At 75.4% G+C, this 14,259-nt stretch carries 16 protein-coding genes and 1 tRNA gene; 8 read left to right on the forward strand and 9 right to left on the reverse strand.

The window, feature by feature from the left end; all coding sequences use genetic code 11:
- Positions 1-37: 37 nt before the first annotated feature.
- Positions 38-364: an antibiotic biosynthesis monooxygenase family protein gene (locus IF129_RS02980; protein ID WP_191207807.1), complete on the forward strand. Its 327-nt coding sequence runs from the start codon at positions 38-40 to the stop codon at positions 362-364.
- Positions 365-403: 39 nt separating this feature from the next.
- Here the strand turns inward: IF129_RS02980 and IF129_RS02985 are convergent, their stop codons facing one another.
- The 3 genes from IF129_RS02985 to IF129_RS02995 form a co-directional block, all read right to left on the reverse strand.
- Positions 404-1,108, reverse strand: coding sequence for a hypothetical protein (locus IF129_RS02985; RefSeq protein ID WP_191207808.1), 705 nt, complete (start codon positions 1,106-1,108; stop codon positions 404-406).
- A gap of 150 nt (positions 1,109-1,258) precedes the next feature.
- A complete protein-coding gene (locus tag IF129_RS02990; protein WP_191207809.1) occupies positions 1,259-1,783 on the reverse strand; it encodes a GNAT family N-acetyltransferase in 525 nt (174 codons plus the stop codon).
- A gap of 67 nt (positions 1,784-1,850) precedes the next feature.
- Positions 1,851-2,483: a DedA family protein gene (locus IF129_RS02995; protein WP_381480237.1), complete on the reverse strand. Its 633-nt coding sequence runs from the start codon at positions 2,481-2,483 to the stop codon at positions 1,851-1,853.
- Between the two features lie 176 nt (positions 2,484-2,659).
- Between IF129_RS02995 and IF129_RS03000 the strand changes: the two genes are divergently transcribed.
- Complete coding sequence (locus IF129_RS03000) at positions 2,660-3,280, forward strand: superoxide dismutase family protein (protein ID WP_224754215.1); 621 nt, start codon at positions 2,660-2,662, stop codon at positions 3,278-3,280.
- A gap of 47 nt (positions 3,281-3,327) precedes the next feature.
- Here the strand turns inward: IF129_RS03000 and IF129_RS03005 are convergent, their stop codons facing one another.
- Positions 3,328-4,005: an HNH endonuclease family protein gene (locus IF129_RS03005; protein WP_191207810.1), complete on the reverse strand. Its 678-nt coding sequence runs from the start codon at positions 4,003-4,005 to the stop codon at positions 3,328-3,330.
- 391 nt (positions 4,006-4,396) lie between these two features.
- Between IF129_RS03005 and IF129_RS03010 the strand changes: the two genes are divergently transcribed.
- Complete coding sequence (locus IF129_RS03010) at positions 4,397-4,981, forward strand: TMEM165/GDT1 family protein (RefSeq protein WP_191207811.1); 585 nt, start codon at positions 4,397-4,399, stop codon at positions 4,979-4,981.
- A gap of 59 nt (positions 4,982-5,040) precedes the next feature.
- Here the strand turns inward: IF129_RS03010 and IF129_RS03015 are convergent, their stop codons facing one another.
- A complete protein-coding gene (locus IF129_RS03015) occupies positions 5,041-5,721 on the reverse strand; it encodes an HAD-IA family hydrolase (protein ID WP_191207812.1) in 681 nt (226 codons plus the stop codon).
- A gap of 223 nt (positions 5,722-5,944) precedes the next feature.
- Between IF129_RS03015 and IF129_RS03020 the strand changes: the two genes are divergently transcribed.
- On the forward strand, positions 5,945-7,999 hold the full coding sequence (locus IF129_RS03020) for an MDR family MFS transporter (RefSeq protein WP_191207813.1): 2,055 nt from the start codon (positions 5,945-5,947) through the stop codon (positions 7,997-7,999).
- A gap of 4 nt (positions 8,000-8,003) precedes the next feature.
- Here IF129_RS03020 and IF129_RS03025 read toward each other — a convergent pair whose 3' ends face one another.
- Positions 8,004-8,507: a GNAT family N-acetyltransferase gene (locus IF129_RS03025; RefSeq protein ID WP_191207814.1), complete on the reverse strand. Its 504-nt coding sequence runs from the start codon at positions 8,505-8,507 to the stop codon at positions 8,004-8,006.
- 161 nt (positions 8,508-8,668) lie between these two features.
- Between IF129_RS03025 and IF129_RS03030 the strand changes: the two genes are divergently transcribed.
- Complete coding sequence (locus IF129_RS03030) at positions 8,669-9,823, forward strand: choice-of-anchor A family protein (protein WP_191207815.1); 1,155 nt, start codon at positions 8,669-8,671, stop codon at positions 9,821-9,823.
- A 33-nt stretch (positions 9,824-9,856) separates the two neighbouring features.
- On the opposite strand, the gene IF129_RS03035 is transcribed toward IF129_RS03030, so the two are convergent.
- Positions 9,857-10,528 carry a TetR/AcrR family transcriptional regulator gene (locus IF129_RS03035; RefSeq protein WP_191207816.1) on the reverse strand — a complete coding sequence of 224 codons (672 nt, stop codon included), beginning with the start codon at positions 10,526-10,528 and terminating at the stop codon, positions 9,857-9,859.
- A 58-nt stretch (positions 10,529-10,586) separates the two neighbouring features.
- The gene (locus tag IF129_RS03040; protein WP_224754216.1) at positions 10,587-11,564 is read right to left on the reverse strand and encodes an NADPH:quinone oxidoreductase family protein; all 978 of its coding nucleotides are present in this window, start codon (positions 11,562-11,564) and stop codon (positions 10,587-10,589) included.
- A 587-nt stretch (positions 11,565-12,151) separates the two neighbouring features.
- Here IF129_RS03040 and IF129_RS03045 point away from each other — a divergent pair.
- Positions 12,152-12,457, forward strand: coding sequence for a hypothetical protein (locus IF129_RS03045; RefSeq protein ID WP_191207817.1), 306 nt, complete (start codon positions 12,152-12,154; stop codon positions 12,455-12,457).
- Positions 12,458-12,530: 73 nt separating this feature from the next.
- Here the strand turns inward: IF129_RS03045 and IF129_RS03050 are convergent.
- Positions 12,531-12,605: transfer RNA gene (locus IF129_RS03050), tRNA-Val, on the reverse strand.
- Positions 12,606-12,749: 144 nt separating this feature from the next.
- Between IF129_RS03050 and IF129_RS03055 the strand changes: the two genes are divergently transcribed.
- Both IF129_RS03055 and IF129_RS03060 read left to right on the forward strand, forming a co-directional pair.
- Complete coding sequence (locus IF129_RS03055; RefSeq protein WP_191208249.1) at positions 12,750-14,015, forward strand: coiled-coil domain-containing protein; 1,266 nt, start codon at positions 12,750-12,752, stop codon at positions 14,013-14,015.
- 21 nt (positions 14,016-14,036) lie between these two features.
- Positions 14,037-14,252, forward strand: coding sequence for an FmdB family zinc ribbon protein (locus tag IF129_RS03060; protein WP_191207818.1), 216 nt, complete (start codon positions 14,037-14,039; stop codon positions 14,250-14,252).
- Positions 14,253-14,259: the final 7 nt, after the last annotated feature.

The raw sequence follows: 14,259 nt of genomic DNA on the forward strand, positions 1-14,259 counted from the left end.
CGGGGAGCGCGGCGCGGCGGTGGGGCAGGATGGGGACATGAGCATCGTGAAGATCAACGTCCTGACCGTCCCGGAGGAGCAGCGGGAGGTCCTGGAGCAGCGCTTCGGCTCCCGGGCCGGGGCGGTGGAGAACTCCGACGGCTTCGAGTGGTTCGAGCTGCTGCGCCCCGTGGAGGGCACGGACCAGTACCTCGTCTACACCCGCTGGCGCGACGAGGAGTCGTTCCAGGCGTGGATGGAGGGCCCGATGAAGGCCGCGCACCAGCGGGGCGGTGAGGACGCCCCGCAGCAGAGGCCCGCCGCCGCCGGGTCCACGCTGTGGTCCTTCGAGGTCGTGCAGCAGGCGGCGCCCAAGCACGGCTGACCGCTCACGGGTTCGCACCGGCCCGGGACGGGCCCGCGCTCAGCGGGCGGGCCCGTCCACCAGGTCGGCCAGCAGGTCGTCCACCGCCGCGCCGGGGAAGGACGCGTAGACGAGCGCCGGTTCCTCGCCCAGGATGCCCTCCGTCTCGATGAGGCCCGGGCAGGTCTCCCCCGACTCCACGTCGAAGGACGTCACCTCGCGGCCCGTGCGCAGCTCGTGGACGGTGACCTCGAAGGGCTGGGCGTGGAGCGGGTACGCCTCACCCTCCAGGGCGGCGACGCGGTCGCTGTACTCGCACGTGCCGATGCGCTCCTCCGTCTCCCGACCCCGGGCGCAGGCGACGAGCCGCGCCTCCTCGGGGGTCTTCGGCAGCCACTTCTCGTAGGTCCCGTACCCGTCCTCCACGTCGGCGTCGAACTCCACGTCCGAGCGGTCCTGGAGCACGTGGACGACGATGGGGTGCGGCCCCGGCCCGGTGTACTCGGCCGCCTGGTCCCATCCCTGGCCGCCGCGCTGGTGCTCGTAGCAGAAGACGCGCAGGTCGTCCAGGTCCTCGATCGCTTCCTCCGGGGACGCCGAGGGCGACGGCGAGGACGACGCGGGCGGCCGCTCGTCCTCCGCCGGGGCGGCCGTGTCCGGGCCGTCCGAGCAGCCGGCCAGGGCCGCGAGGAGCCCCCCGGCCGTCACGGCGGCCCACAGGCGGTGAAAGAGCCTCGTGCGCCGTCCGTACCCGTGCCTCGCCATGCGGTGCGTCCCCCTGTGCTCCGGTGCCCGTTCTCCCCCGACACGCCCAGTGTGCCACCCGTCACCCGCCCGGCCGGGCGGGGGCGGGGCCGGGTCGAAACGGAGGTGACGGCTCCGGTGGATCGCCGCGGCGGGCGGCCGGACGGGGGGTCAGAGGCCGAACGGCTCCGGGTACCTGACGGCACCGGCGGGGACCGGCCGGTCGTCGAGGGCGAGGGCGAGGAACGCCTCGGTGGGCCAGTCGTGGCCGGGCGGGGGCGTCACCCCGAAGTCCGCGCACGGCCGGAAGCCGAAGCGCGGGTAGTACGTGGGGTGCCCGAGGACGACGACCGTGCCCTCCCCCTCGGTCCGCGCCGCGTCCAGGGCCGCCCGGATGAGGGCCGTCCCCACGCCGCCGCCCTGCCGCTCGGGGACGGTGGCGCAGGGGGCGAGGGCGAGCGCCTCGGCGGAGGCGATGTGACAGCGGCTCAGCAGCACGTACGCCACCGGCTCGCCCTCGGGCGTCTCCGCCAGCATCGACAGGCCGGGAAGCCAGGCCGGGCCGCCGCGCAGCGCGTCGACGAGCTCCGCCTCGTGCGGCGTGTCGAACGCCGACCGCAGGATGCGGCGGACGGTCGCGGCGTCCACCGTGTCGCCCGGGATCTCCGCGCGGAAGTGCCAGTTCTCCTCAGCCATGGCGGCATCCTCGCACGGGAGCGCCCGGCTCACGGGTCGGCGTGGGCGGGTCCGCCCGCGCGCCGGATCAGCCGCGCGGGGCGCCGGGGCGGCGGCGCAGCAGGAAGGCCGCCAGCGAGCCCGCCGCGAACAGCGCGGCCAGGGAGAGCAGGGTGCCGCCCCAGCTGACGCCGAACAACCGGCCCCCGAAGTAGCCCAGGGCGACGCTGTAGCCGGCCCAGACGAAGCCCGCCACGGCCGACCACACCGCGAACGTCCGAGTCTGACGCCGCGTCGCGCCCGCCGCCATGCTCATCACCGTCCGCCCCGCCGGGGCGAACCGCGCCAGCACCATCAGCGGGCCGCCGCCCCGCCCCAGGGCGTGGCCGAGTCTGCGCTGGGCCGAGGACAACTGGCCGGAGCGGGCCATCACGGCGGCGAACCGCTCACCTCCGCGCCGGGCGAGGGCGAAGGCGGCCAGGTCGCCGAGGACGGAGGCGGCGGCGGCGCACAGCAGCAGGAAGAACGTTTCGGGCAACCGGGAGCCCATGCCCACGGCGACGGTGTCGGCGAACCCGGCGGCGGCCGCGGTGGCGGCGGTCATGAGGAGGATGCCGCTGGGCAGGACGGGCAGGAAGACGTCCAACAGGACGGAGAGCACGACGAGCACGTAGATCCACGGTTCGTAGACCAACGTTCCCAGCGTTTCCAACACCGTCACTCCCGGTCCCGCTCCTCGGGCGGGAGCCGTCTTCCGCCGTACAGCGTACGCGCGGTTCCCCCACACGGACCGCAGGGGTTCGCGTGGCGCCGTTCCCGCAGCGCGTTCGGCCCGGGCGGCGGGCACAGTGTCGGCCGTACGGCTCGGACAGGACTCAAGGCGCGAGGGAGCGGGACATGCTCAAGGGACCGGCGACGGCGGTCATGGCGGCGGCACTGGCGGTGCTGCCCGCGGCGACGGCGGACCGGGCGGCCGGTGCGGCGGCTCAGACGGCTCAGACGGCTCAGACGGACGGCACGTACCGGATGACGCGCAGCGCGGAGTTCGCCGTCGCGGAGCGGCAACTCACGCACTCGGCCGTGACGTACGCGCCGAAGGCGGTGCCCGAGGGCGCCGGAGTGACGGTGCGGCAGCGGCTGGACTCCGACGGCATGACGGTGAGCCTGACCGTCCGGGGCGCGGAGGCGGGCCGGACGTTCGGGGCGCACGTCCACACCCGGCCGTGCGGGCCGAGGCCGTTCGACCCCGGCCCGCACTACCAGCACGTCGAGGACCCGGTGCGGCCCTCCGGCGACCCGGCCTACGCCAACCCGTGGAACGAGGTGTGGCTCGACCTCACCACCGACGCGCGGGGCACCGGCACCGGCACCTCCCGGCAGACCTGGCGGTTCCGGGCGGGTGAGGCGCGTTCGGTGACGCTCCACCAGCACGCGACGCGCACGGGGCGCGGGGAGGCGGGCTTCGCGGGCGAGCGCCTGGCCTGCATCTCCGTCCCCTTCCTCCCCCGGGGCCGCTGACCGGCCGGCCGGGGCCCGGAACGCCACAGGCCCCGGCCGGCGCCGTCTCAGCAGCGGTTGAGGATCGCGGAGAGCGCCGACTTCTCGGCCGGGTCGACCTTCATGGCGTAGTTGTTCTTCACCCAGACCCACGAGCGCGCGTAGAGGCAGTGGTAGGCGGAGCGGGGCAGCCACTCCGCCGGGTCCCGGTCGCCCTTGGAGCGGTTGGAGCTCGCCGACACGGCGATGAGCTGCGCGGCGCTGAGGTTGTTGGCGAAGGAGCGCCGCTTGCTCCAGGACCAGGAGTGGGCGCCGGAGCGCCAGGCCTCGGCGAGCGGCACGACGTGGTCGATGTCGATGCCGGAGGAGTCGTACAGCGTCACCCCGTCGTACTGCGAGTACCACCGGCCGCTGACGGCGCGGCACTCGGAGTCCGTCACGACCCCGCTGCCGTCGCGCTGGAGGACGATCTCGCGGGTGTTGCAGCTGTCCCCCTGGGAGATCCAGTGCGGGAACAGGTCCCGGTCGTAGCCGCTCAGGGAGTCCTCACCGTCGACGGTGAGGCCGGCCAGCATGGTGCGCGCGGTCGCGGCGCTCGGCGGCGTGGGGGGTGCGGCCTGGGCGGTGGGGGCGGTGGCGACGAGCCCCGCGCCGAGGCCGGCGAGCGCGAGGGCGGTGGCCAGGACCGGACGGGAGTGACGCGCGTAGCGTCGGGACGGGCGGGCGGACAGGCGTATGCGGCGCATACGGGCTCCCTGGGGTGAGACCTGCGGCGAGTGGGGGACCGGTGGTGCCTGGAGGCAGGCTGTTCCCGCCAGATGGCGCACCGGAGGTTCGCGGGTTACAGACTGAAGACATGCTCACGTCAAATCAAGAGGTGTGCGGCCGCCCGCTCACCGAGGGGGAGGCGCGGGCGCCCCGACGGGCATGTCGTAGGCTGGCCGCACTGAAGGGGAGTAGCCCTCCGCCGGACCGTCGACATACTGGGCGGCTCACACCGCCCCGGCGCCCGGAGCGGCCCGCGTACGCGCGGCGCCGCCGGCGAGACCTTCGGCCGCAGTGTCCTGGACTCTGCCGTGCCGAAGCCTGCTCCCCCGCGGCCCCCCGGCACGGCCCGACCGAACGGGGAACGCATCCGTGTTCAGCCTGACCGTCACCGCCGTCGTCTTCGGCGTCGTCTTCCTCGCCGAACTGCCGGACAAGACCGCGCTCGCCGGGCTCGTCCTCGGCACGCGCTTCAAGGCGTCCTACGTCTTCGCCGGGGTCGCCGCCGCGTTCACCGTCCACGTGGCCCTCGCCGTGGCCGCTGGCAGCGTGCTGACCCTGCTGCCCGAACGGCTGCTCGCCGCCGTGACCGGCGCCCTCTTCCTCGGCGGCGCGGCGATGCTGCTGTGGCACAAGGGTGAGGACGACGACGGGGCGGCGCCGAGGGAACCCGCCGACCAGTCGTTCTGGAAGGTCGCGGGCAGCGGCTTCACCCTCATCATGATCGCGGAGTTCGGCGACCTCACCCAGATCATGACGGCCAACCTGGCGGCCCGCTACGAGGACCCGCTCTCGGTGGGGGTCGGCGCGGTCCTCGCGCTCTGGTCGGTCGCCGCCCTCGGCATCCTCGGCGGCCGGGCCCTGATGCGCCGCGTGCCGCTGCGGCTGATCACCCGCGTCGCGGCCGCCATCATGGCCGCGCTCGGTGTCTGGAGCCTGTACGAGGCCATCGCCTGACGGGCGGCGCGCCCCGGCCGGTCGGCGCGAGCGGCCGGGGCGTCACGCGCGCCCCGCCGTCACTCCCCGGCCGGGGTCAGGCACAGGCGGACGACGCCGTCGGCCAGGACGCGGACCCGCACCGCCTCCAGCGTGGCCACGTGCGCGGTGGGCGCGAACGCCCCCGCACGCGGGCCGACGCCGACGACCCGCATACCGGCGGCCCGGCCCGCTTCGACGCCCGCGGCGGAGTCCTCGAAGACGAGGCAGTCGGCCGGGGCGACGCCGAGGGCGGCCGCGGCCTTGAGGAAGCCCTCCGGATCGGGCTTGCTCAGGCCGACGGACTCGGCCGTGATGCGCAGCTCGGGCACGCGCAGCCCGGCGGCGGCCATGCGGGCCCCGGCCAGGGCCGTGTCGGCCGAGGTCACCAGCGCGTGCGGGACGTGCCGCACCGCGTCCAGGAAGCGCGCCGCGCCGGGGATCGGGACGACGCCGACGGTGTCGGCGGCCTCCTCGGCGAGGAGGGCGCGGTTGTCCGCGTGGTGCTCCGCCAGGGGGCGGTCCGGGAGCAGCTCGGCCATCGTCGCCCAGCCCTGCCGGCCGTGCACGACGGGCAGCACGTCACGCGGGTCGAGGCCGTGCCGCACGGCCCACTCGCTCCAGACGCGCTCGACGACGGCGTCGGAGTCGACGAGCGTGCCGTCCATGTCGAGCAGCAGGGCGCGGGCCGTGAGCCGGAGGCCGGGAGAGGTACCGGGCATGGCGGCTCCAGGAAACGAAGAGGAGTGGCTCCGCCCGCCGGTCAGGGGCCCCGTGACCACACAGTCACCACGGGCACGGGCGGAACCACTTTGTTTCTGCACCATACAAAACAAGCCGGGTCTCGCGCCACCCCGTGCCCTCCCCACCTGCCGCCCCGACTCCTCCGGGAGGCCGCCGTCCCCTCGACAGGACGGGACGGGAACGGGCACCCACCATGGACGTATGACGCACGCGCCGCCCTCCGGGCCCGCCACCCGCCAGGACAGGCGCACGCTCTACCTCGCCCTCAGCGCCCTGCTCATGGGCATGCTGCTCGCCGCCCTCGACCAGACGATCGTCGCCACCGCCCTGCCGACGATCGTCAGCGAGCTGGGCGGCATGGACCACCTCTCCTGGGTCGTCACCGCCTACCTGCTCGCCGCCACGGCCGCCACCCCGCTGTGGGGGAAGCTCGGCGACCAGTACGGCCGCAAACGGCTCTTCCAGGCGGCCATCGTCCTCTTCCTGATCGGCTCCGCCCTGTGCGGCGTCGCGCAGGACATGGGCCAGCTGATCGCCTACCGCGCCCTCCAGGGCCTCGGCGGCGGCGGGCTCATGGCGCTGTCGATGGCCATCGTCGGGGACCTCGTCCCGCCCCGCGAACGCGGCCGCTACCAAGGGCTGTTCGGCGCGGTCTTCGGCGTCACCAGCGTCCTCGGCCCGCTGCTCGGCGGTCTCTTCGTCGACCACCTGAGCTGGCGCTGGGTCTTCTACATCAACCTGCCGCTGGGCGCCCTCACCCTCCTCGTCATCGCGACCGTCCTCCACCTGCCCCGGCTGCGCGAGCGGCACCGCATCGACTACCTCGGCACCGCCCTGATCGCCGCCGTGGCCGCCGCCGTCGTCCTGACCACCTCACTCGGCGGCACGACCTGGGCGTGGGGCTCCCCCGAGATCGTCGGACTCGCGGTGCTCGCCGCCCTGCTGCTCCTGTGGTTCGTGCGCGTCGAGCGGCGGGCCGCCGAACCGGTGCTGCCGCCGAGCCTCTTCCGCAACCGCACCTTCACCCTCTGCGCGGTCATCGGATTCGTCATCGGCTTCGCGATGTTCGGCGCGCTGACCTACCTGCCGACGTTCCTCCAGGTCGTGCACGGCATCTCCCCGACGCTCTCCGGCGTCCACATGCTCCCCATGGTGCTGGGCATGCTGCTCACCTCGACGCTCTCCGGGCAGCTCATCACCCGCACCGGCCGGTGGAAGATCTACCCCGTGCTCGGCACCGCCGTCGCCGCCGTCGGCCTCCTGCTCCTGCACAACCTCGGAGTGGACAGCGGCGACTGGGAGATGAGCCTGTACTTCCTCGTCTTCGGCCTCGGACTCGGCCTGGTCCTCCAGGTCATCGTGCTCGTGGCGCAGAACTCCGTGCGCTACGAGGACCTGGGCGTGGCCACCTCCGGCGCGACGTTCTTCCGCTCCATCGGCGCGGCGGTCGGCGTCTCCGCCTTCGGCGCCGTCTTCGCCGCCCTGCTCGTACCCCGTCTGGAGGAGTCGCTCGCGGGCGCCGCCCTACCCCCCGGCGTGACCCCGCAGAACCTCTCCGAGGACCCGCGCGGCGTCGCGCGGCTCGCCCCCGGGGAACGCGCCGGAGCCCTGGAGGCCTACTCGGACTCCATCACCGACGTCTTCCTGTGGGCCGTCCCCGTCATGCTCGTCGCCTTCGTCCTCGCCTGCCTCCTGCGGGAGACGCCCCTGCGGGCCGGCGTCCAGGTGCCCGACACCAGCGAGACGCTCGGTCTGAACCCCGTCGAACGCTCCTCGCACGACGAGCTGTGCCGCGCCCTGAGCGTGCTCGGCAGCCGCGAGGGCCGCAAGGACCTCTACGTCCGGCTCATCGCCGACGCCGGGCTCGACCTGCGCCCGGCGTCGGGCTGGCTCATCCTGCGCATGCACCGCGACGGCAGCGTGGAACCCGCCCTGCTCGCCGACCGGATGGGGCTGGACCGGGGCGTCATCTCCGCCGGTGCCCGGCAGGCCGAGGAACGCCGGCTGGCGGTGCGCGAAGGGCTGGACCTCACCCTCACCCCGGCCGGGCACGCCGTCGCCGAGCGGCTCGCGCACGCCCGGGAGAACGCCCTGGCCACGCTGCTCGGAGACTGGTGGACGCCCGACCGACCCCGCGACCTCACCGACCTCGTCCACGAGCTCTCCCGGGACCTCGGCGGCTCCGAGTCGGAGACACCGCACCACGACGACGACCGCCACCCCGCGCCGCGCGGGCCGCTCGCACCGCCCGGCTGACGGCTCAGAGCAGCGCCTTCGCGTACCAGTGACCGGCCATGGCGTTCGCGTTGTACGGCGGCACCTCCGCGTAGCCACGCCGCTCGTACAACCGCCGGGCCGCCTCCAGCTCGGCGCGCGTGTCCAGCACCATGCGCGCCGCGCCCAGCCGCCGGGCCGCCTCCTCGGCCGCGTCCAGCAGCCCCTTCGCCACCCCCCGGCCGCGCGCGGCGGAGGCGACGTACATGCGCTTCAGCTCCGCCGTGTCCCCGTCCAGCCTGCGCACGCCCGCACAGGCCACCGGCTCCCCGCCCATCCGGACGACGAGGAAGACCCCGCTCGGCGGGGTGAGGTCGGCCCCCGTCCCCGTCAGGTCGGCGGGCGACACACCGATCGCGGCGCCCACCTCCCGCGCGTAGGCGTCGAGCAGCGCGCGGGACGAGGCCGCCGACACCGGCTCCTCGGCGACCACCCGGTCGGAGCCGGGCTCGGGGCGGGGGGACGACGGGCGCGCGGATGAGGACGGCATGCCACCAGTATCCCGCCGGGCGCCGAGCCCGGCGCACACGCCCGACCCCGGGCCGCCGCACGCGCCGGCGGGGCGAACCGTTCATGACGGCTTCATCACGGTCCTCGCAGGACGCCACCACCGCTTGACCGGCCGGTCCCGGGGTGGCGATCATGCGTCGCATGCGGCCCCTCCCCCCACGCGCTGCCGCGCTCGCCGCCTTACTGGCCGGCAGCGGTCTGCTCCTCGCGACGCCCGCCCCGGCCGTCGCCGCTCCCGCCTGCGGCCCCCAGCTCGGAGCGGCCGACGGCTTCACCGAGTTCGTCCTCGGCGACACCGACCGCTTCGGCGAGAGCGAGGGGGCCGTCGCCGCCGGCGGTGACGCCGACTTCACCCGCGGCTTCAGCATCGCGGGCCGGCCCGCCCCCACCGACTCCGTTCCCGAGGACACCACGCTCGTCGTGGGCGGCACCCTGCGCAACGGGGCGGCGGGCAGCTCGACGTTCACGGTCCTGGAGCGCGGCACCGCCGTGTACGGCGGGCTCGACGGCCGTCCGCCGGTGGTGAAGGCCGGCCTGGAGGCGACCGAGGGCGGCTCCCCCGTCGACTTCCCCGCCGAGTTCCGCTCGCTGCGCGCGCTGTCCGAACGTCTCGACGCACTGCCCGCACGCGGCAGCGTCGCACGCACCACGAACGACGGCGCGACCGTCGTGCGGCTGCTGGGCGAGGACGAGGACCTCAACGTGTTCCCGGTCAGCGCGAGCCGGCTGGAATCGGCGCAGAAGGTCCTGATCGTGGTCCCCGAGGGCGCCACGACGGTCGTCAACGTCTCCGGCCCCGTCTACGAGAACGGCCCGGCCCGCGTCGAGACGTCCACCGGGGAGGACGGGGACGGGCGCCGGGCGGCGGGCCGGCTGCTGTGGAACTTCCCGGACGCCACCACCGTCACCCAGCCCGCCGACGCCCACTGGCCCGGCTCCGTCCTCGCCCCGCACGCCGCCGTCGAACTCGACCCGGACGGGCGGGTGACCGGCACCGTCGTCGCCGCCTCGCTCACGGGCAAGGGCAGCGACACCCTGCGCGCGCCGTTCACCGGCTGCCTGGACACACCGCTCACGCCGCCCGACGGCGGCACGGGCACGGCCGGGGAGGACGACGCAGCGGCCGGCGGCGACGGCGCGGGCCTGCACCTGCGCGCCCTGCTCTTCGCCACCCTCGGCGCCCTCGCCGCCGGGGCCGCCGCCCTGTGGGCCGGCGCGGGACGCGGCCGGGGACGGGACCGGGAGCGGCCCGGCACCGGACATCTCGACGTGACGGCCGACGGCGGCCGGGGCTGACCGAAGGCCGCAACCGGCCCCCACCCCGAACGCTCAGGGCGCGTCCCGGGAGGTGTCCAGGCCCAGGTGCGCGAGCAGTTCCGGGGACAGGTCGGTGGCCAGCCCCGGCTCGGCCGTGGTGACGAGCGCGGGCAGCGCGCGGGCCAGGATCGACACCAGTTCGGCACGCGGAACGGTGGGGTCCTTCGCCCAGGCCAGGGCCGTGTCCTCCACGAAGCTGAACCAGCCCCGCAGCACGAGTTCCGTGCGGGGCGTCGGCCGGGCGACGCCCAGCGAGGCCGCCGCCCGCGCCACGAAGGCGCCGCGGATCTCCTCGTAGATCTCACTGACGTAGTCCGCACCCCCGGCCGACCCCCGCAGCAGGGCCAGGTACGGCTCCCGGCGGCGTTCCAGGAAGCCGAGGTAGCCGTCCAGGGACTGGGTCAGCTGCACCGCCCGCGACGCCTGCGGGTCCGGCCGCGCCGCCCGCAGGATACGGCGCGCGGCCGCCCGCACCACCGCCACGTAGAAGTCCCGCTTGGTGGCGAAGTAGTGGAACAGCAGCCCGCGCGAGATGCCCGCCTCGGCCGCGATCTCGTCGATCGACAGATCGTGGATCGGCCGTTCGGTCAGCATCCGCAGCCCGATGCCGACGAGCTGACGGCGCCGGTCCTCGGCACTGAGCCGGGCCCGGGCGGGGGCCGGCGGGGAGGGGGAGTCGGGCATGGACCTCATTCTAGGAAGCCGCCCGGGTGACCACCGGGGCCGCCCGCTCCCCCACCGGTCACCTGACCTTCAGGACGACCTTGCCCAGTGCCGTGCGCCGCTCCAGCGAGGCGATGGCCTCGGCCGCACCGTCCAGCGGGTGCAGCACCGGCTCGGGCACCGGCAGGGCCCCGGACGCCAGCAGCGGTTCGTACGCGGCCCACTGCTCGGCCAGGTACTCGGGGTGCGACAGCCACCAGGCGCCCCAGCCCACGCCGCGCACGTCCACGTTGTTGAGCAGCAGCCGGTTGACCTTGACCGTCGGGATCTCGCCGCCGGTGAAGCCGATGACGAGCACCCGCCCGGCCGGGGCGAGCGAACGGAGGCTGTCGGTGAACCGGTCCCCGCCGACCGGGTCGACGACGACGTCCACGCCCCGGCCGTCGGTCAGCTCCTTCACCCGGTCCCGCCAGCCGTCGGTGAGGACGACGTCCGTCGCGCCGGCCGCACGCGCGACCTCCGCCTTCTCCTCCGTGCTCACCACGGCGACGACCCGCCCGGCGCCCATCGGCCCCGCCAGCCGCAGGGCCGACGTCCCGATGCCGCCGGCCGCCCCGTGCACCAGCACCGTCTCGCCCTCCCGCAGCCCGCCGCGCCGGCCCAGCGCGAAGTGCACGGTGAGGTCGTTGAACAGCAGCCCGGCGCCGGCCTCGAACGAGACGTTGTCCGGCAGCCGGAACGTCATCGACGGCGGGACGGTCGCGACCTCGGCCATGCCCCCGCCGAACCCGGTCAGGCCCACGACGCGGTCCCCCGCCGCGAAACCGGAGCCCTCCGGCGCGCCGCGCACCACCCCGGCCACCTCGCTGCCCGGCACGAACGGCAGCTCCGGCCGGTACTGGTACTGCCCCCGCGAGAGCAGCACGTCGGGGAAGGCGACGCCCGCCGCGTGCACGTCCACCACGACGGCACCGGGGTCGGCGGGCTCCGCCGCCTCGCCCACCTCCACGGCCTCCGGCCCTTCCAGCTCCACGATCCGCACCGCCCGCACGGCCATCCCTCCTCCTGTTGAGCAACGCTCAACAACATACGCCCGACCCACGGCGGGAGCACAAGGCGTCCCTGCCACGCGTCAGAGCTCCGGGGATGTGCGCCCGCCCAGCGCGGAGCCCCCGCCCGGTCCCGTGCCGGGCCGTGGGGCGGGGCCTCGGCGGGCCGGCCGGCGCGGCCTAGGTCCGCCGGCGCCTCTTCGCCCCGGCCTTGCGCTGGTCGATCGTGTACGAGGACCACGCGCCGCGATGCAGATGACAGCGCGAGGCACCGACCATCGCGCGGTTCCGACAGCGGGTGCCCTTCTCCGTCCACGCTCCGCACCTGGACTGCCTGGTCGCCATGTGGTGCCCTCCGCCCTGCGTCGATCCGCTGTGACACGGCCATGGTCGGACCCGCCCCGCCCCCTCCGACAGGCGCACGGAGGACGGCACGGAGTCGCCGGGAAGCACGTGCGGGCCACCCACGCCACCGGCCCACCCCGGCGTGCGCCCGCATGAGTAGGCGTACTCATGCGCACACCCCCGCCGGCAGGCAGGCTGACAGGTCGGGCCGGACCGACGTCCGCCGACACCGCGACCGGGAGTGACGCGCATGACCCGACCGACGACCGGCCAGAGAGTGGCAGCCGTCGTCCTGCTCCTGTTGGCCGACCTGTTGGTCGTCGGCTGCCTGCTGTGGGGCTACCTGTGGACGGGGTGGCTAGACGGCTGGAACGAAGGCCACCCGCCGGAAGCACCCGGGCTGGCGCGGGAGTTCATGTGGTATCTCGCCGGGGGCGCGGTCGTCACCGCGGGCGCGCTGGCCGCCTTCGGCCGAGGCGCCTACGCCACCGTGCAGCTCGTGGTGCTGGGCGGCGGCGCCGCGACCTTCGCCGCCCTCGCGGCCCAGAAACCCTGAGCCGCACCCGCGCACGTCGACGTCGGAACGAACGGGCGGAGCCCCGACCGCCCTCGGCCGGGCCCCACGGGGCTGGTGGGCGCAGACGGGTTCGAACCGCCGACATCTGCCTTGTAAGGGCAGCGCTCTACCGCTGAGCTATGCGCCCGGACACGCGCACCCGGGGGTGGGCGCACGACGAGGGTAAAGGATAGCGGGCGGCCCGCGGTGCCGTGGCCTGCGTGCCGGGCGGGGTGCGGTGGAACAATGGTGGGGCCAGAGGCGGACACCCGGAGGGGATTGTGTGGCGGCGATGAGCGGGGGCGGCGGGACGCGGCGGTGGGGCTGGGGCGGCGGGCGCGCGGAGCAGCTGCGGGCCGGGGCGCAGGCCGCGAAGGACGCCGCCGCGGCGGCCTTCTACGATCTGGACACCGCCCAGCGTGACGTGCGGATCTCGGTGGAGACGATCGGCGCCGTGGACGCGTCGGGGCCCGGGCGGCGGGCGGTGGAGCGGTTCGCGGAGTTCGGGCAGCGGATCGACGCGGTGAGCCACGACTACATCCGGGCGGTGGACGCGCACGACCTGGACCGGGAGGGGTTGGAGCCGGGGGCCGCGCAGCAGGCGCTGCGGGATCTGGAGCGGGTCAAGGGGGAACTGGAGCGGACCCGCGCCGACCTGGGGCGGTTCGAGCAGGAGCTGACCCCGCTGCTCCAGCACGCGGAGGCCCAACTGGCGCAGGTGGCCCCGGCCGTGGAACGCGGGCGGCAGGCCCTGCTGGGGGCGACGCAGGCACTGGACGCCGCGCGGGAGGCCGGTTTCACGGCGGAGGAGCAGGCGGCCCGGCTGGCCGCGCTCGCCCCGGAGCTGACCCGGCTGAACGAGGGGGCGGCCCGGCACGGCGTCCCGGAGACGATCCGCCGGGCGGAGGACGTCCAGCGGCGGGCGGAGGCGGTGCGGGAGGAGGCGCGTCGGCTGCCGGAGCAGGCCGCCGAGATCGACCGCCGGCTGTCCAGCCTGCGGACGCGGGCCCAGGCGCTGGCCACACGGGCCGGGACGGTCGAGCCGGTGCTGAGCGAGCTGCGGCGGCGCTTCAGTGCCGCCTGCTGGGAGGATCTCCAGCACGTGCCGGCGCAGGCGCTGGAGGCGTCCCGGCGGGCCGAGGAGAAGCTGCGCGAGGCGCAGGAGGCGCGCCGGGCGCAGCGCTGGCCGGACGCGACGGCGCTCCTGGCGACGGTCCGGGCATCGCTGAACAGCGGGGACAGCGCCGTCTCGGCGGCCGGGGAGCGACTGGACCGGCTGAACGAGGTGGCGTTCAACCACGAGCGGGAGGCCGAACGGACCCGGTTCGCCGTCCGGGACGCGCAGAAGCTGGCCATGGCGGGGCGCAACACGCCCGACCCCCGGCACGCCGGCCCGCTGGACGAGGCGGTGGCGCGGTGGGAACGGGCGGTGGCGGGTCTGGAGGGCGGCGGCAGGAACCCCGACTACTGGCACTTCCTGACGGAGCTGGACGCGATCCGGGAGACGGTGTCCGCCGTGGTGCGGGACATCCGGGAGAGCCGGGGCGGGCAGCGCTGACCCGCGGCTATCCTGCGGGGTATGCCGAGGTATGAGTTCCGGTGCCGCGAGTGCGGCACGTCGTTCGAGGTCAGCCGCCCGATGGCGGAGTCCGGCGCGCCCGCGTCCTGTCCCCGGGGGCACGGTGACACGGTGAAGCTGCTGTCGGCGGTGGCGGTGGGCGGCACGAGCGCCGCACCCGCGCCCGCCGCGCGGGGCGGCGGTGGCGGATGCTGCGGGGGCGGCTGCTGCGGCTGACCGACGG

This window comes from Streptomyces chumphonensis (assembly GCF_014779715.1).
Classification (GTDB): Bacteria; Actinomycetota; Actinomycetes; order Streptomycetales; family Streptomycetaceae; genus Streptomyces; species Streptomyces chumphonensis.